Here is an 18237-nt window from a genome sequence, read left to right as displayed (position 1 = left end):
GGCCTGTTCTTTCCTCTCGCTTGAACAAAACCAACATATTTGTAAGAAAAAATCCGGAAAGACGAATCAATATTTGAACATATTTTTAAACAGTTGTCACACAGATGACAGACATTCTCACAGAATTCGTTGTAGTGTTTAGCGAAATATAAACAATCTACACCTGACCGCCGAATTCCTCAGACATCCAACAAAAGAGAGTTTCCGGCTGTGGCACAGACAAAGAGTAGGAGAAGCTCCATGACGAGAGAATGTCAAAACGTAGTGTGCGAACAGAGAGAAGAGAGCCCAGCTGTTTTTTCCAGCATGGATCCCCACATTGATTTCCCCTTTCTGGAGTGCAGTGCATGCGCCTGTAACGCTTTTCAGGAAGAGACAGCTCTGGAAGCATACCTGGAGTCGCCCAAGGTTCTACTCAACGCTCTGAAAGCAGGCCGCTTACGGGGGATGGTTTGCATGGTGGGTGACGACGGGAATGCCCCCACTGCCGAATTCGACGCTTTTCAGGCAGCACTCATGCGGAAGTTGCTGCAGCGCGACATTCTTGTGTTGGTTTCAGACTGTACCGCAGCCCGAGCAGGATTGCTGGAAGAGGATGTTTTTACCTTTGCCGGAGATGGTTTGGCAGAAAGCTGTGATTACCTTGCTCTCTCACCGGTGATCAACATCGGCCATTGTTCCAAAAGCAGTCGCATCATACAATTTTGGACAACGCTAGCCCTGCAAGCAGATGTAACCTGTGCAAATTTGCCCCTCGCCCTTCTGACTCCCGGGAGCCAGTTGGGAGAAATAAGTGCCTGTGCGACTTTTGAACTGACTCAATTTCTTGAGTCCGACACAGCCCGGGCCTCAGCTCAAGCGTCTAACCGTATTGAAGCCCATATCCACAACCTTCGCCTGAAGCTGTCCTGGTGCGATCGTTATCATTGCACGATTCACTCGTGAGAATAGGCAATCAGAAGACCTCCTCAATCAGGTTAAAGAGTCAACTAGCTCAATAAATGCTGTACCAGGTATCCGGTATAGCCGACATAGGCAAGCAATAAGAAGGCACCTTCCCAGCGATTGATGCGCCCCGGCGCATGCCATCCATAGCCAAAAACACAGAGTGCGATGGTCAGCCCGGCCATCACCATAAGATCACGGGAAAACACCTCGGGCCCCACAGACATGGGGTGTATGGTGCCGGCTATACCAACCACAGCCAAGGTATTGAAAAGATTCGACCCCATGACGTTGCCCAGAGCCAAATCATGTTCTCCTTTTCTCGTCGCCGCAATCGCTGCTGCCAGCTCCGGCAGAGATGTACCGATGGCAACAATGGTCAAACCGATAAGCAGATCACTGACTCCTAGTGAACGGGCGACCTCCACTGCCCCCCAGACAAGCATACGTGAGCTGACAACCAAAACAACCAGGCCGACAAGAAGCCAGATAAGCGCCTGCCCAAGAGACATTTTCAGCTCCCCCCCTTCGTGCTCCACTTCAACCCCCAGAGAGTCTCCGGAAGACTGCAGCCCCTGACGGATAGCCCACCCCATCAATATCGCAAATACTGCCAACATGCTCCAACCATCGATGCGGGAGATCTCCCCATCAGCGAGTTGCCAGCCCGCCATAACCGTCACCGCAAGCAACAGGGGCAACTCTTTTTTCAACACCTGGGAATGGACAACGATGGGACGTATCACCGCGGTCAAGCCCAGAATCAAAGCAATATTGGTAATATTGGAACCATAGGCATTTCCCAGAGCAATACCTGGATTTCCCTGGGATGCAGACAGAGCCGAAACCACCATTTCCGGCGCTGAGGTTCCAAATCCGACAATGACCATTCCGATCAAGAGAGAGGGCATCCCCAGATGACGGGCAGTGACAGCCGCCCCTTCAACAAAACGATCCGCACTCCAAATCAAGAGAACCAGCCCAACCGCCAGGGCAACAGAAGCAGTAAACATACGAAGAGGAATAAGTAAGGAAAAATTTTCACAGTCAGCATGCCAGCGACAAACAACCTAAGGCCAGGTTCCAGGCAAGCAGTATCAGAGAGAGGCCCAGAAGGGCGCATCGTACTCTACCTTATGCATTAATTTCAGTTGTCACTGCGTTTTTCTGTGTCCAATGTAAAAATTCATTTTTGTTTCTATCGGTTGACAGTGCCTGCGACGGTAGGGTCTTCCACCATCAGGTTCAAAATTTGGACATCTGAAGTTCCATTTTTTTGACGAATGGAATCAACCTCGGTATGGTAGTTTCTTTTTGACGCGCTGATATGGGTCAACGACATTTGTCTTTCTCGTAAAGACACTGAGGACGCTGCCTTAGGCTGTCCGAGAAACGGGTTTGGTGATACGCGACAGGGCCTTGTATGATTTTCAAGGCTTTCATAATTCAACCGAGGAGTGCTGGAATGGATTTTTACAATCAACTGGATGCCATTGTGGGAAAAATTGGCTCTTTTGCCTGGGGTCCCCCAATGTTGATATTACTTGTTGGGACGGGATGTTGGTTAACCATCGCCTTACGCGGTCTCCAATTTAGAAAACTTGGGCACGCCCTCTACCTTGCCCTGATCAAACGCAAAGAAAAGACCAATCAACCAGGCGACATCACCCATTTTCAGGCATTAATGACCGCTCTTTCGGCAACGGTTGGCACCGGTAACATTGCTGGCGTGGCCACCGCTATCGCCTCGGGTGGCCCCGGTGCTCTTTTCTGGATGTGGATCACAGGCCTTGTCGGCATGGCTACCAAGTATTCTGAGGCGGTACTCGCTGTCAAATACCGAGTGGTCGATGAAAACGGCGAGATGAGCGGTGGCCCGATGTATTACATCTCCAGGGGGCTCAACATGCCCTGGCTGGGCACCATTTTTGCCATCTTTGCCGCCTGTGCCGCCTTTGGCATCGGCAACATGGTGCAGGCCAACTCGGTGGCAGATGCCATGCAGGCCACCTATCATATCCCCACCTGGGTCTCAGGTCTTGTGCTTATGGCGGGAACCACCCTGGTTGTACTGGGCGGCATAAAAAAAATCGGCCAGTTCACCGGCATCTTTGTCCCCTTTATGATCATCTTTTACATCGTTGGTTCCTGCTACATCATTTTGACCAATATCAGTGCAGTGCCTGATGCCTTTATGCTCATTATCAACCAGGCTTTTAGTCCCACTGCAGCCGTGGGGGGCTTTGCCGGATCGACGGTGATGATGGCCATTCGTTTTGGTGTTGCCCGGGGTGTTTTTTCCAATGAATCAGGTCTTGGCAGCGCGCCCATTGCCGCCGCTGCGGCCCAGACACGCAGCCCCATCAGCCAGGCTCTGGTTTCCATGACCCAGACCTTTATCGACACCATCGTGGTCTGCACCATGACCGGTCTGGTTCTGATTCTGACTAACAGCTGGTCCAACGGTGCCACCGGTGCCGAGTTGAGCACCATAGCCTACGCGGCTGGTATGCCGGGCGGCGCCCATGTAGTTACCATCGGCATCGCACTCTTTGCCTACTCCACTATCTTGGGCTGGTCTTATTATGGTGAAAAATCGATGGAGTACCTCTTTGGCGTAAAATCGATTCTACCGTACCGTTTGGTTTTCATCGTCTTTATCGGCGTAGGCGCCATGGCTAAACTGAGTCTGGTCTGGAACATCAGCGATACCCTCAATGGCTTGATGGCGATCCCCAACCTCATTGGTCTGATTTTCCTGACCCCGGTGATTGTCCAGGAAACCAGGAAATACTTTCAATAAACTTGAGGCTGTCTTGAATACATAGGCCACTGGCGGAATCTCAAGCTGTTAATACCCAATAAATCAAAAGCCCGTCTGTACCTTCGCTGGTTCAGACGGGCTTTTATGTACTCACCCCACAATCGATAAATATCCACAGGCAAACATACAAGAAGCTTTTTACGAGGACGGCAGGATTCAGGAGGCGATAAAAGCGCTGGCATCATCGATCAATGCCCGTACCAGATTTTCAGGGGCGACGCCCCCCTGGACAAACCCAAGGGCCCGCATCAGCAGGCCAACCTGTTCCTGATTGAGTAATCCCTGGGGCAAGGCCTCGCCATAGACCCAGACACCGAGTTCAGAACGTTCAATCGGTGCCTCCATCCCTGCCTTGTCTGCTGCCCAGGCGAGCAGGGCAGCAAAGACCATCTCCAAAGCACTCTCAGACATTCCCTGTTCAAAGAGCAATTGGGTGGCGGCAAGTTTTTCTTCGGAGAGACGTTGCAGTCTCGACACACCGGACTGCTCAGCTCTGTCTCCAGCATTAAAATAGGTTTCCTCCTCAGCTAAAGGTGAACCTGTCCCTAGCCGTTGCAAGCCCTTCAATGCAAGCCGGTCGATAAGGGCCACCGGTACCTCGGTCGAGAGTTGCTCGGCCACTGTATCAGCCTCCGCATCAACCCGATCAAGTACGGTCACCAGGCCCCCGCCCGATCCAAAAATCCGTTCAATTCTTGAGCCGAAAGCCCGCTGTAGCTCTTCTATACAAAGGCGGATTGCCTTCGCTGTGTGATCCTCCGAGGAGGGTGCCGAGGCTCGAGTCTCTGCAGTCATTGCAGCCTCCTCCGTTTCGCCACTCTCTTCTTTCGTCACAGGTAAACCAGGCTCCCTGGGGTCAGCCAGGTCCTCGACCAGGGTTTCAAGCAGTTTTTTGGAAATCCCGACCACATCTTCTGTGGCATCTTCACTCACCACATTATCAAACAGGTTCTGCTTGGTACGCACCAAGGCAAAAACCTTCTGCTCGTAGGCATCGGTGGCGACCATGGTGATAATCTGGACTGTTTTTTTCTGGCCAAGACGATGAATACGAGCATTACGCTGTTCCAGGACTGCAGGATTCCAGGGTACATCCAGATTAATTAAGACCGCACCGCTTTGCAGATTCAATCCCACACCACCGGCATCTGTGGAGATGAACACTTGAACCGCATCGTCTTCACGAAATCGGTCCATGAGCTCCCCCCGTTTCGCGGTCGGGACCCCGCCATGAAGCCGAACGCAGCCCAGCCCCATCCGTGTAAGCCGCATTTCTACCAGCTGGGTCATCCGCTCCCATTGGGAAAAAACGACAGCCTTCAGCCCGGACTGCAGACAAAGCTCCCCCAAAATATCCTCCAACTCATCGAGTTTTGGAGATTCGGTGGTTTCCTTATCAATCAATCCAGCACTGTTACAGGCCATGCGGGCCTGTTGCAGGGACGCCAGCAGACGATTCTGCTCATTGGGCGTGAGCGGTCGAGTTCGAGCAATCTTCGCCAGTTGCCCGGCAGCACTCATTGCAGAGTCATGCAATTCCCACTGCTTTGGGGTCATACCGACATCCAGCCGCTGGACGATCTTGTCTGGTAACTGATCGCGCACCAGCCGACGATCGCGACGCAGCATCACCGGTGCCAGTCGTTTGCGTAAAACGGAAAGATTGCGGTATCCCAGAACCTTTCCCCGGTCATCGGTTACATGAAAATCGACCATGTACCGCCAAAGAGGTCCCAACACCTTGGGGTCAACCACCTGCATCAGGCTATACAGATCTTCCAGCCTGTTTTCCAACGGTGTCCCGGAAAGGACGAAGGCAAAACGGCAGGGAATCAGCTTGACTGCTGTAGCGATCTTGGTCCTCCAGTTCTTGATTCTCTGGGCCTCATCCATAATCACCAGGTCAGGACAAAGTAGCTCATTGATCACCGAAAGGTCGCGCAAGATCAACTCGTAATTAACAATAAAGAAAGTAGCCTCCCTGCGATACTGCGCGCCCCGATCTTGTGCCGGCCCCTGAACGACCTGGGCTTGAAGATTCGTAAACCGCTCGATCTCACGCGCCCATTGATGTTTCAACGAGGCTGGACAGATGATTAAAATTCTCCCGACCCCTTCATTGGTACAGAGCCACTGACCGGCGGCTATCGCCTGGAGGGTCTTGCCTAGCCCCATGTCATCAGCCAAAAGGGCTCGACCGGATCCTGCCAGAAAAGCCACACCCTCTATCTGGTACGGGTAGAGCCGGGCCTTGACACCAGCAAGATGGCCATTGGTCGCCAAAATCTGCGCACGAATCTTTTCAGCCCGCAGCTGCTGAGTAGCCTGTGCTGAAAGCGTACGGGCATGGGCAAGGCAATCCTCACCAATATGGAGATCTTCCCGGTTTTCCACCTGCTCGAGCAGACGAAAAAAATCATCTGGAAAGCGGCCGCGAAAGCAGCCAGCTCCATCAAAAGAGCCAGTTAGCAACTTCTCCAAATCCGGTGGCAGGGAAGGAGATCGGTGCAAACGAATCTGGGGAGCATCTTCTCCCTCCCAGGAAAGATAAATGTAGGAAGACGGGGCTGGGAGCACCTTTATTGTGTTGTAATCCCGACGTTTGCTGATTTTGTGGAGGACAGCTTCAATATGCTTGCAGGTACCAAGCTGGTTCAGGGTAAAATCAGGACAGGTACAGATATTGGCCCGTTGGGTGAGACTGCGGATGGTTACCTGGTATTGCTGCGGAAAATGTGTCGCTGAACTGAGTGTTTCCGCCTGCCACTGACCGAACCAGTGTTTCCCACTCAGATGCTTGACAACGACCTCACTGCGTCCACGTTTGATTCGATCTCGAATGGCGGCATCAGCGGCAGAAAACAGCTGCCCCACCGCCTCCTTTTGCTCGGCATAGGCATACAGTGCCGCAACCATATGACAACAGACGGCTTGTTCTGCATGGCAGGTGCAACTCAATTGCAGAGTCTCTTCTTCCGCCATCACATCCACACCACAGGGAAGATCCTGATCGTCCTCTTCAACTTCCGCCCAGAGTCTATCCCGGTCTTGATCAACCGAAATCACTCGATGTTCCTTAAAGTAGCGCAGCCCTTCAGAGACAACTGCGGAACCGGCCACGGCTACAAGTCCCTCTTGATCAAAATAAAAGGGATCGTCATTCTGAGGGGTAATCGAACAGTGCATGGAATAACTCCTTATATGCGGGCACTTTGCCGAGTTTGCGCCCACTTTCTCCAATTTTTTCCAGGAAAAATCAACGAGGTCTGTGACATATCGATATAATATACTTTCATTTATATGTCACACTCCGCGAAACGGACGCCCCGACAAATGCTCACGGATTCAGGATTATTTCAATGATCGGCACAAGCCATGCTTCCCCTTTGCAGGAAGCTGCAAACGCCTTATCCAAGAGATCCTCTCGATAGCGCCGCACCAAGACCACAACCCGAACTTCACGGATACGGCTCATGTTTGGTTCCCACTCGGCCTGGGCTTTTTTTGACAATCGCCCGCAGACAACCTGGTGCTTGTCGTATATTTCCACCGCTCCTTGAGCTAGCCTGAGTTCGACCCGATCCCCGGCAACCAGCTGTTCGAGGGCCTGACGAGATTGATGTCCTTCAGGTTTGAGCCCTGCATAATCGAGGAATACGTCTTCAAGCCCCAGCAGATGGTAGAAACGCACCTGCTGCGACCTCTCTTCTCCAGGCAAGACCGTTCTGCGCTTGATCCAGTCCCCCGCAAGCAGTGCCACATGGGGATGGACCCGATGGGCCAGAGAAAAGAGGTGCAAGCTCTCCCGGGCCCGTGACATGGATACGTAATACAGCCGTCTCTCCTCTTCCAGCTCATGTGCCGTGGCCTCGCGCCAGTTCTCCCCCAGAATAAAGACATGATCAAACTCAAGCCCTTTCACCGCATGGGCCGTGGCGAGCAAGAGCCCCTCCCCTAGACTTTTCCCCCGCCCCTGTTCTGCAAGTATCTCATAGAGATAGTCTTCAATCGCCGATACAGGCTGGGCAGCAGTGCCAGTCTCCTCTTGAAAACGTTGCAGAACCTGGCAGAGATTTTTACTCCAGATCGTTGACCGGGGAAATTGTTCGTGCACCCAGGCCTCAACCGACGTGACAGTCAACGCCTGCGCTCGCTGCGGGCGCAGCCAGGCCAGCAGATCCGCATTTTCGCGTATTCTAGTCAGACGTGGAAATCCCTGCTGACGCCCCCAACACAATCGCACCGGTATGCCGTTTTGCTCACAGAGACATCGAACCTGCTCCAGGTCCTTCCATTCCCGAGCCAGCACGGCACAGCGTCCCAAATCAATTGAACCGCAGCCCTGCAACCGTTCAAGCTCCTGTAAAAGCGCCAAAGACTGCTTAAGAGTATCCTCCACTTCAAGAATCTGCACCCTGCCCTGCGCCAGCGAATCGAGCCGTTGCCAGTTGCCACCGGGGGGCAGAGACGCCCGGGCCGAATTCAGCCGAATCGGATGGCCGTTTTTCATCCTGTCCTGGTTGTGTCCAATCAACTGATTGGAGGCTTGGATGATATGGTCGGTTGAACGATAATTCTCCATAAGGTAATGGAGTTCTGCATCATAATCCTCTTGAAACCTGCGAATAAAAGCAACGCTTGCTCCGCGAAAGCGATAGATGTTCTGGTCATCATCTCCAACCGCCAGAATGGCCATTTTTTCTTCTCTTTCTTTGCACCCTTTTCCTGCAACCAGCGAAACCAGTTCATACTGGTCGGCATCAATATCCTGGTATTCATCCACCAGAATATGACTGAACCGGCCAATCAAAGCAAAATCTGCCGGTACCTCCTCCAACCCCAGGACAGTTTTCTCCCCTTTGAGCAAGGCGATAGCATCCAGTATCAGTGTGGAAAAGTCGACTTCCTCACTCTTTCCCTGCTGTTTTTTGGTCACCAGTGACTGGCCGGTCAGGCGTAAGGCCAGGCCGTGGAAGGTCAACAGAGTGACACCGGCCATATCTTCACCGACGAGATCAAAAAGACGTTGCCGCAGACTTTGAATGGCGCTGCGATTAAAGCAGAGCACCAGGATCGCCCGCGGTGCGACCCGAACCACCCGCAAGAGGTAGGCAACCCGGTGCGCCACCACTCGGGTTTTCCCGGAGCCGGGACCTGCCAGCACCAAAAGATTTTTCTCCGGGTCGGCTGTGACGATCTTTTCCTGAGCTGCATTGGCTAAGTCTTCGACAATTCTCTGGTAGGACTGTTTGCTCGTCGCCCGCTCAAAAAATTTTTCCTTACCGGCAAAAAACCGTTTCAAAAACTGATCTTTGTCATCCTCAAAATAAGAGGCCACGTACTGCCAGGCGCTGCTGAGTTTATCGAGAGCCAGGTGTGCGTACTCGTTCATCACATGGATCTGAAAGGTACGCTCGTCATAGTGGGTTTTCAGAGGTAAAAAATCCTGTTTGGAATAGCGCCGGCCCTTTGCGCTCTCATCAAGTTCAATGGTCATCGCCTGGCGAAACACGGCCAGCCCCTGCTGCAGATTGATCACCGACTGTTCATGCAAAAACATCAGCGCCCGTTCCGCTGCAGCCAGAGGGTCTTTGAGTTTGTCCGCAAGCAAAAGATCCCCACGCAGAGCACTGATGATCTGCTCCAGACTAAATTCGACCAACAAGTTGGCCCCGGAATTTATTTCAGCTGGTATAGCATCAATGATGGTTTGCAGGGTTCGCAGCGCTACAAGCTGACGCAGCTTAACGGTCTTGATCAGGATGGACCAGTCGCGGTGCAGAAATATGGTAAACCGATTGTTGCCACTGGCCCGAAAGGAAAGACTGCCCCTGGCTCCGGCCAATCCTTTGCCATCCCGACTCAGTCCGTAGAGAAACAGTTTCAATATCTGGGGCGAGCTGTCGCTAAAGCCCTCATCAATCATGAGCTGGTTCACGGCACGCAGATCAAGCTGCACATGGTCCTGCGCCTCTATATCGGGTGCGAGCTCGCCAAGTTTTGCCAGGAACGCCTGTTCCATCTCCACGACCTGCTGCAGCTGCTGCTTGGAACTTTTGGCCACCTTATAGCGAACATAGGCGCTGAGCAGCATTTTTTGCTCCAGCATACCAACCGTTGCCATATCATGAAGGGTACGGATAACCCGCTGGGTTGCAGAGACCGTATCTCCCTCTTCATCCATCGGAGCAAAAGCCTGAAGCCCGGCCAATTCGTCGGCACTGAAGGATTGGTTGGGACGACCTCGTTCCATCAGGGCTTCGAGTATGGCCAGCCACTGATCCTGACGCCGTGCCGACAAATCAAGCTTGGCAAGCGCCTCCTTGGCCTCCTCGAGATTCCTGTGCGTTGGTTTTCCCTGAAAAACCTGGGTTTTATTTCCGTTACGCCGCAGGTAGCCAGCCCGCTCCAACCAGGCAAGAGCGGTGCGTACCCGTGTGTCACCGTCATACATATCGGCCTCGATTTCCACCACATCCTGGCGCAGCAACTCACCTGCGGTCAACACCACCGAGCCCGTACCACGAGCTGCATAACGAATCCCCCGAAGGAACTGGGCAATCTGCCGCTGATTGAGCATGGAGCCCGCACTGAGCCGAAACTGTCCCTCAATGTCCTGTTCATTGAAAATGAGCACACACTCCGCCTCCCGCCGGTCGCGGCCTGCACGTCCAGCCTCCTGGAGGTAATTTTCCAGGGAGCCTGGAATATCGAGATGAATGACCAGGCGGACGTCTTCCTTATCGATCCCCATGCCAAAGGCGTTGGTGGCACAAATAATGGGAGTGACATTGCTCACAAAATTATCTTGAATCCGTTTTTTCAACGACGGTTCCAGTCCGGCGTGAAAGGCTTCCGCATTCCATCCGTTTTCCTGGAGAAATTCCGCTAGTAGCTCAGTGTTACGTCTGGTGGCACAGTAGATGACCACACTGCCCTCATCCTCAAACCGGGCGCGCAGGAGCTCAAGAACACTCTGATATTTTTCGTACCGCTCCACAGCCCAGACCTCGTAATGAAGATTGGTCCGATCATGGCCCCCTGCAAACAGCTGCATCCGTAAACCGAGCTGGCTCTGAATAATATCGACGATCTCAGCGCGCACATCTTTTTTGGCGGTCGCGGTGAAACACTGGACAGGCGGAATCGGTACATGCTCCTGCTCGGAAAACTCCTGTATAAAACGAATGGCGTAGAGATAATCCGGCCTAAAATCATGGCCCCATTTGGAAAGGCAATGGGCCTCGTCAAAAACCCAGGCACCAACCTCACGCTGGCTGATCGTCGCTCGAAAGGATGCGTTGCGCAGCTGTTCCGGGGAAACAAGAACAATACCTATATCCCCCAAGCGAATCCCTTCCAGAACTTCGGCACGTTCCGGCATGGTGAGTAAACCATAGAGCGCAGCCGCGATTTTCGTCCCTGTTAAACGGGCAAAATTGTCCACCTGATCCTTCATCAAGGCCTGAAGCGGCGAAATAACGATGGTCAGCATATTGCGACGCAGGTAACGCATCAGGGCGGGAAGCAAATAACAGAGCGACTTACCACCGCCGGTTGGCAGGGTGGCAAAGAGGGAGCCCCCTTGAGCGGCCGCACCCACGATTTCGGCCTGCAGACTCTTGCCTTCAACGGTGGCAGGCTCGGATCGAAAGGATGGGAAGCCGTAATACCGCTCAAGAAACTGAAGAGGATCATGATGGCTGTGACAATAGCCACAGGCAGCGTCTCCACAGTTGTTTTCCCGCAACTGATGCAAGAGCTCCGAGACCTGGGGATGTTGGTGGCGAACCCAGGATGGGAGAACCGAATTGCCGTCGGCAACCGAAAGCCATGCCACAACATAGGCAAGGGAAGCACCACTGACAGTGCGCTCAAGCACCTGCGCCGCAAGCTGGTCAACCGCCTTGGAGCAGGCATACCTGCGGGCAAACCGGGCAAAGGTTTCAAGCAAGTCACTCCCGGTCAGCAGAGGAATATTCATGGCTGCCAAGGCCTGCACAAGCCCTGGGAACCTGCCATCCAAAGCCAACATGCCGTGATAAAGCCTGACCAGATCAGCATTGTCGGCAAGCAGACGAATCAGCGCCTGCCACTGCTCACCAAACACCTCTCCAGCCAGGAGGGCATCCTGGACCGGATTGTTGATCGAATCTCTCACCAGCTGATAATTTTTGACTAACCGGTGGTAAGGGTTGGCGGGAAAGGCCAGGGGGGAAAGAAAGAGGGTGTCGACACCGGGTCTTGCGAACAGGGACAAGCCAGGTACAGCTCGCTCAAGTCGGGGCAGATCATGAACCAGAATATTATGGCCTAAAACAAACGAGGCGTCGCGGGAGAACGTCTCAAACTCTTGGATCAGAACCTGCTCGATGCGCCCTTTGCCCTTCCAGAGAAACCGCTGATCCTGATACACTGCGCCAAGAGAATAGATTTCATTCTTCTCGTTGACTTCAATATCAAGCAAAAGGCACTGTTGGAGAAAATTTCTGGCGGCATCGGACATAGAAAACAGACAAGTATTTTTTTTAAGATCAGCCGGGGATATGATTGGTACAAAAGGACGCAGGAAGTTCATATATAGAATGTCCAACGCGCGATAATTGATTACTTTATCCTGTAGATCATGCCAAAAAATTATATTGGGAGCGATCGATTTTTTCTATACACTTGTTTTTTAGGCTGGCTCCCACCCCGCCTGACAGACCTGACGACGGAGTCCGACACCATCCACCTGGAGTCTTATGCACCTTTTTGATACCCATTGCCATCTCGATGTTGCCCCACTCTATGACCAGGTAAACCAGGTGCTACAACGGGCTCGAGCTGTTGGTGTTCTGGATTTTGTTATCCCCGGAGTGGATCAGGGAGGGTGGCAACGCCTGCTCAAACTCTGCGTAGATGAACCAGGACTTCATGCAGCACCAGGCCTGCACCCCATGTACCTGGACCTTCATCAACCTTTGTATTTTGATGAGTTGGAAGCCCTGGCAAAGAGCGGTCAGATTGTCGCCTTAGGGGAGATCGGCCTGGATTATTTCGTTCCCGGCCTTGATCGCCAGGTACAACAGCACCTTTTTGAGACGCAACTGAGCATCGCCTATAAAACCCAGTTGCCGGTCCTGCTCCATGCACGCAAGGCCCATGATCAGGTGCTTGCGACCCTGCGCCGCGCAAAGTTCCCTCATGGCGGGATAGTCCATGCCTTTTCAGGAAGTTACCAACAGGCAAAGGAGTATATTAAACTTGGTTTTGGCATTGGAGTTGGCGGCACGATCACCTATGACCGGGCAACAAAAATTCGCGAAAACTGTCGTGACCTACCCCAGGAATGGCTGGTTCTGGAAACCGATGCACCGGATATAATTGTGGCTAGGCACAGAGATGAGGAGTGCAATCGCCCCGAATACCTGCCTGAAATTCTTATGGAGCTGGCCACCCTGCGCAATGAACCACCTGAGAAAACCGCCTCCTATACCACGAACAATGCTCGGCGTATTCTCAGGTTGAAATAAAAATCCCCGAATACCTCAAAGGCATTCGGGGATTTTGTTTTCCACCTTGGCAGGAGGGGAACAGATGCCTCCAAATCGGGTATACCAATACCTCTGCCACAGGCAAGGACATCAGTTGAACAATTTTTTCAGCAAAGCAGTGGTTTGTTTCGCAGGATTTTCGCGAATCGCCTTCTCTTCCTTGGCCAGGTAATAAAAAATTCCGTCCAGGGTTTTCTCCACCGTATAGCTGGTCAGGTTTCCCTTAATATCCGGCACAAAAGGCATGGTTTTATACTGTGCAACCATCGCATCATAGGCTCGCACTGCCCCAACCTCTCCCAGAGAATCCTCAACAACCGGGGTAAAGGCCTCGGTCAGGTCCGGCGACATTTTTTTCTTAAAGTATTGCGTGGCTGCATCATCCTCGCCGTTAAGAATCGAGGTGGCATCGCTGAAGGTCATCTCGGTTATGGCCTTAACAAAGAGCTCTTTGGCCTTGGGAGTGGCCGCCTCCGCAGCCCGATTCAGTTTCAGCTCCACCTCCTCGGCATACGATCCCAAGCCAGTCTGGTCCATCAATGCTTTAGCCTTGGAAAGTCCACTTGGCAGGGGAATATGAATAGCAGAATCAGAATTAAACCCATTTTGAGTTCCCAATTGGCCGACAACAGTACTGGATCCGGTTTCCAGGGCCTGTTTAAGTCCGGAGACGATCTCACTGGAAGAGAGACTGTCCGAACTACTTGTCGAGCTGGTGGAACGACTGGATGAACTCTCTGTTTTGCTTGTATTGAGCGAGTTCAACAAACTTGAGCCCTGATCGAGCAATGAGGTCCCGGCCACTGCAGTTGTCTGCAGCCCAAAAGCCAATGCAAAAGCGAGGGTTGCAACGGAAAGACCATTTTTTTGTGTACGCATGTTCAACAATTCTCCACTAAAGTGAGTGTGACCTGAACCGCAAGAAGACACAGCCCGCAACTCAGGTTGAAGTCATTGGACGCAGATTCTCCAGTCTCTTCATAGATTTTTGCAGCCTGCAAGAACACGTTACACCTCTAGAAGCATAGAGCCCTTATGAGAGGTATCGTCGAAAAGCGATTCAAGCGTCTTCAAGTTTTAGAACATTAAAGACAAAAAAAATCAAACAGCATATTCTCCAAACCCTTGCAAAATTTTCAGTTTTTCCACGTTCCTTTACGCTAAAAGAAAAACTGGCACATCGTTTTTTTTGGGGTACCCTAATTTTATTTTACTGATTAAAGTTGCTTGGGTAATCAACGCGCAACGCAATCATATTCATATAGTAAGGCACCAATTCCATGCACGACAAAACCGTTACCGACCTTCGTCACACGCACACCTTTGGCCTGGACAGCAGCGCCAATGAAAAGAGCACGCTACGTGTGATCATACTGACTGCCGCCACCATGGCACTGGAAATCATCACCGGGATGCTGACCGGTTCCATGGCCCTGCTTGCCGATGGATGGCACATGGCCACCCATGCCTTTGCTTTGGGGATTACCTACTTTGCCTATCTCATGGCGCGAAAATTTTCCGATGCGCCCCAATTTGCATTCGGCACCGGGAAATTCGGTGTTCTTGCAGGGTATACCAGCACCCTCTTCTTGGGTGCGACTGCGCTGTACATGATTGTGGAATCGTTCAGTCGCTTTATCCATCCGGTTCAAATTGCCTTTAATGAGGCTATATTCGTTGCTATCGCTGGCCTTGCAGTCAACGTAGCAAGTATGTGGATGCTGGGGGACCACCACCATCATCACGAACATGAGCAACATGAACATGATCATCACGATCACCATCACAACCACGACCATAATCTTCGAGCAGCCTATCTCCACGTTGCCACCGACGCATTGACCTCGGTTCTGGCCATTGTCGCCCTTGTTTTTGGTAAATATTTGGGATGGAGTTTTCTTGACCCGGTAATGGGGATTGTGGGAGGACTCTTGATCGGCAAGTGGGCCTGGGGGCTCCTGAAAAGTACAGCCCTTATCTTGTTGGATGGCACACAGGATAACGCACTACAGCAGGAGGTTCGCGCCTCTATCGAAGCCGATGGCGATAGTGTGGTTGCAGATCTCCACCTCTGGCCCATTGATGCCAATGCGCAAGCTCTGGCATTGACCGTGGTCTCACGGGAAGAACGCAGTCCAGGAGAGTACTTTTCCAGGATTGCTCATCTGCACAGGGTGAAGCATATCACCATTGAAACCCATCTGTGCGCAGACCCCAATTGTGATTGTTCTTCTCAGCCGCTTTAGAACTGATCAATGCAAAATCAGAAAAAAATACCAATAAGAGGGTACAGCGGATAAGTCGGAGAACTCTTTATTGGCCGCTCGCTCTGCAGGGAGGAGCGACGATATCAGATGATGGGCTCGATAAGACCGTGCCCACCCTGCCGAACTATCATTTTGAGTGCAGCCCAGCTTTATCGAGCCGTTGCAGAAGGGCACGACGGCGCTGGTGCTGTATTCTGAATTCATGGAGCTGTTGTTGAAATGCGGCTTTAGTGTCATGCAGATTGTAGGCATCACGTAGATCCACGAGTTGCTGACAGGCCGTGTCGTAGGCACTGGCGTGGCCTTTGTTGGCATATTGATGGACGCCTTTCCAGGCCTGGGGAAAATCTGACGCCAATTGAGCCAACCAGGCATTTCGCTTTTGTTGTCGCTCGGCCTTGGCCTGTTGGAGCATCTTGGCCTCCTCAACAATCCGTATCTCCTGGGCCTGCTTTGCCAACTGCCATAACTGTGCAACAGAGCGAGGTGCGACTTGTGCAGGCACTACCTGCCTCTGCCAAGCCGCATATTTTCCCCTCACTGTCCGTTCGGCCTGCGCTCCTTGCCCTTGCACCATTTGCCGCAGATATCCTCGCAGTTCGTCCTTGTGCAAAGAATCAAGCCATGCTTCAACAACCGTTTCATCTTCAGCCTGCTCTATTTTTGGGCCCTGCCCTTTCGCCACTCCGGTCAACAAATCGACATCGATTTCAAGAAACTCCGCCAGGGACCGCTGAGCAGCCGTTAGCTGCCCCAAGCCCTCGACAACCATGGGTTCCAGCTCATCCGGTTCTCCATCCTCATTGCTGATGTAACGTAACCAGCCAAGATAGAGGCTTCGCAGATCACCGCGCAATAACTCCTCACGTAAAGGAGCCAGCCGCGACATCCAGGCCGTATCTTCAACAAATTCAAACCGTTCGTAATCATCACTGACCTCAAGTGACCAAGTAATAAGCCAGTGCTCGGCCAATGCTTCGTATTTCAGATAGGGGCTGCTGCAAAAAACATCGAGTATATTCTGCTCCAAGGCTTCCCTTGGCAAACGTACCATAAAGATAGCATCTCCCCAGTTCGCAAGAAAAACATGCAGATCAAAATAGTGCCGCATGAAATCAACAGGACTGGCCTTCAAGCCGCTCCAGTTGTATTCATTGACAAAACTGACCGGAGTTATCTGTGCCCGCGTAGAAATATTGCGCAGCTCTTCCACCTGCTGTGCCGTCAGTGGTCGGTCAATAGCAAGAAATTCCAGATACTGATATTCACTCATCCCACCACCTCAAAATCCTTGCTCGTTTTCATACTTCTCCCTGGTACTTCGACCAAAAGCTGCGTTTACGACCATGTCTCTCTTTAATTTGCTCTTTAACTGCTTGATGGCTGGGGATATTTTTCCAATCGGTAATCTGCATGGCTAAGCTGTCTAATTTTTTCAAGTAACGTACGCCGTGGGAATAGGCCTTGGCATACCCTCGCTCCAAAATAGAAAGCAGCAGACTGCGATAAATCAGACTTAGAGCAAGTGGGCGGTCTGTCTTCTCCAGTGCCTCGGCTATGTGGAGTAATTCTCCGTAATAACTCCCGTCAATCTGATCAGCGTGTTTGAGCAGGTATTCCTCGGCTGTATCAGCGGCTCCGATAAGGGCCAGGAAATACGCATCCGACTCCTGGAATCGATCTGAAGCCAGAATCTCTACCGTCTCTTTTGCAATGACTGCTTCACGTTTGTCCTGACCGATAACATCTAGCAGGTCTTGCAATGCATCAAGAGACCGGAAGGATCGAAAAAGTTTCAGCAGCATGGCTTCCGTTTTTTGGGAGTCCCCCTGCTTTTTGTAGGCCGCAAGCAGTAATTCGTCCCGTTTTGACGAGTGCATACTCTCTTTTTCATCGACTTTATCAAGCCATTCAAGAGCCGTATCAATGTCGCCGCTCTCGAGATACACCTCGGCAATATCAAGATACGCTGGCGCACTGAGCGTGCCCCATGTAGCCGTACGCGTTTTTTCAAAAAGAGAAGCATCTTTAAGCTGCCTGGCCAGCGACTCGATCATGTAGAGGAAGTGACGTTTATCATGGCTCTCCGTTTGCTCTTTTACGATTTGCTGCAATGAAGCGATCATCTCGTACATCACGGGCTTTGGTAACACTTCACCAGCGCAATCAATCAAGATATTTCGGACACCATAATCATCCTGAAGGCTCAATTGCAGGATGAGTTCTGCGACCTGCTGCTTATCGGCACACTGTGAACCATAATAAACAAAGAGGTCTTTAGCTTCTTCCTGAAAAACATCACCTACATAGCCGCTGGAATCATCACAGTGCTCAAAAATACTCGCGTCCGCCTCAAAAAAGAGCGCTACAAAGGAAAGCCCTATTGTGGGCTCAGGAACACTTGCCCGAATATCCTGCAGCAGCAGGCCGAGTTCCCTGGAAAAATCAATAATCTCTCGCCAACTGTAGTAGTGTTCCAACCCTTGTAATGCGGAGAGTCTCTCTCGGATACGGGTATAGTTTTCATCAGGCGTGGCCGACAGGCGCTCGACCACTTCCGCAGCAGCTTCAGAATAGACGGCCAACTCCAAAAGAGCCGTTGCCAGAACTTCTGGGCCGAGCTCTATCAGCTTTTGTTTTCTTTTTTTGGTCATAATTCAGAAAA

Annotated in this window: 10 protein-coding genes; 4 read left to right on the top strand and 6 right to left on the bottom strand. The window is 51.8% G+C overall.

All coding sequences use genetic code 11. The annotated features are described in order from the left end of the window. The first annotated feature begins 240 nt into the window (after positions 1-240). Positions 241-945, top strand: coding sequence for an anaerobic carbon-monoxide dehydrogenase catalytic subunit (locus tag JWJ90_RS01610; protein ID WP_205225426.1), 705 nt, complete (start codon positions 241-243; stop codon positions 943-945). A 44-nt stretch (positions 946-989) separates the two neighbouring features. Here the strand turns inward: JWJ90_RS01610 and JWJ90_RS01605 are convergent, their stop codons facing one another. Then, a complete protein-coding gene (locus tag JWJ90_RS01605) occupies positions 990-1958 on the bottom strand; it encodes a calcium/sodium antiporter (RefSeq protein WP_205225425.1) in 969 nt (322 codons plus the stop codon). A gap of 452 nt (positions 1959-2410) precedes the next feature. Between JWJ90_RS01605 and JWJ90_RS01600 the strand changes: the two genes are divergently transcribed. Continuing rightward, positions 2411-3748 carry an alanine/glycine:cation symporter family protein gene (locus JWJ90_RS01600; RefSeq protein ID WP_205225424.1) on the top strand — a complete coding sequence of 446 codons (1338 nt, stop codon included), beginning with the start codon at positions 2411-2413 and terminating at the stop codon, positions 3746-3748. A gap of 177 nt (positions 3749-3925) precedes the next feature. Here JWJ90_RS01600 and JWJ90_RS01595 read toward each other — a convergent pair whose 3' ends face one another. Both JWJ90_RS01595 and JWJ90_RS01590 read right to left on the bottom strand, forming a co-directional pair. After that, positions 3926-6955 carry a DEAD/DEAH box helicase gene (locus tag JWJ90_RS01595; protein ID WP_205225423.1) on the bottom strand — a complete coding sequence of 1010 codons (3030 nt, stop codon included), beginning with the start codon at positions 6953-6955 and terminating at the stop codon, positions 3926-3928. A 151-nt stretch (positions 6956-7106) separates the two neighbouring features. Continuing rightward, entirely contained in the window at positions 7107-12236 is a 5130-nt protein-coding gene (locus tag JWJ90_RS01590) for a RecQ family ATP-dependent DNA helicase (RefSeq protein WP_205225422.1), read from the bottom strand. Positions 12237-12513: 277 nt separating this feature from the next. Between JWJ90_RS01590 and JWJ90_RS01585 the strand changes: the two genes are divergently transcribed. Beyond that, positions 12514-13284, top strand: a complete 771-nt coding sequence (locus JWJ90_RS01585; protein ID WP_205225421.1) for a TatD family hydrolase — start codon at positions 12514-12516, stop codon at positions 13282-13284. A 111-nt stretch (positions 13285-13395) separates the two neighbouring features. Here the strand turns inward: JWJ90_RS01585 and JWJ90_RS01580 are convergent, their stop codons facing one another. After that, a complete protein-coding gene (locus JWJ90_RS01580; RefSeq protein ID WP_205225420.1) occupies positions 13396-14184 on the bottom strand; it encodes a DUF4197 domain-containing protein in 789 nt (262 codons plus the stop codon). A gap of 401 nt (positions 14185-14585) precedes the next feature. On the opposite strand from JWJ90_RS01580, the gene dmeF reads away from it, so the two are divergent. Then, complete coding sequence (gene dmeF, locus JWJ90_RS01575) at positions 14586-15551, top strand: CDF family Co(II)/Ni(II) efflux transporter DmeF (protein WP_205225419.1); 966 nt, start codon at positions 14586-14588, stop codon at positions 15549-15551. Positions 15552-15699: 148 nt separating this feature from the next. On the opposite strand, the gene JWJ90_RS01570 is transcribed toward dmeF, so the two are convergent. Continuing rightward, a complete protein-coding gene (locus JWJ90_RS01570) occupies positions 15700-16845 on the bottom strand; it encodes a hypothetical protein (protein ID WP_205225418.1) in 1146 nt (381 codons plus the stop codon). 28 nt (positions 16846-16873) lie between these two features. Continuing rightward, the gene (locus JWJ90_RS01565) at positions 16874-18226 is read right to left on the bottom strand and encodes a tetratricopeptide repeat protein (RefSeq protein ID WP_205225417.1); all 1353 of its coding nucleotides are present in this window, start codon (positions 18224-18226) and stop codon (positions 16874-16876) included. Between the last annotated feature and the right edge of the window lie 11 nt (positions 18227-18237).

This window comes from Desulfobulbus rhabdoformis (genome assembly GCF_016919065.1).
Classification (GTDB): Bacteria; Desulfobacterota; Desulfobulbia; order Desulfobulbales; family Desulfobulbaceae; genus Desulfobulbus; species Desulfobulbus rhabdoformis.
The sequence above is the reverse complement of the archived record's forward strand: the minus strand, read 5'-3'. Positions and strand labels throughout refer to the sequence as shown.

Bases quoted from the DNA above. Each gene is read 5' to 3' on its own strand.
- JWJ90_RS01610 (WP_205225426.1), top strand. From the start codon at position 241: ATGACGAGAGAATGTCAAAACGTAGTGTGCGAACAGAGAGAAGAGAGC.
- JWJ90_RS01605 (WP_205225425.1), bottom strand. From the start codon at position 1,958: ATGTTTACTGCTTCTGTTGCCCTGGCGGTTGGGCTGGTTCTCTTGATT.
- JWJ90_RS01600 (WP_205225424.1), top strand. From the start codon at position 2,411: ATGGATTTTTACAATCAACTGGATGCCATTGTGGGAAAAATTGGCTCT.
- JWJ90_RS01595 (WP_205225423.1), bottom strand. From the start codon at position 6,955: ATGCACTGTTCGATTACCCCTCAGAATGACGATCCCTTTTATTTTGAT.
- JWJ90_RS01585 (WP_205225421.1), top strand. From the start codon at position 12,514: ATGCACCTTTTTGATACCCATTGCCATCTCGATGTTGCCCCACTCTAT.
- JWJ90_RS01580 (WP_205225420.1), bottom strand. From the start codon at position 14,184: ATGCGTACACAAAAAAATGGTCTTTCCGTTGCAACCCTCGCTTTTGCA.
- dmeF (WP_205225419.1), top strand. From the start codon at position 14,586: ATGCACGACAAAACCGTTACCGACCTTCGTCACACGCACACCTTTGGC.
- JWJ90_RS01570 (WP_205225418.1), bottom strand. From the start codon at position 16,845: ATGAGTGAATATCAGTATCTGGAATTTCTTGCTATTGACCGACCACTG.
- JWJ90_RS01565 (WP_205225417.1), bottom strand. From the start codon at position 18,226: ATGACCAAAAAAAGAAAACAAAAGCTGATAGAGCTCGGCCCAGAAGTT.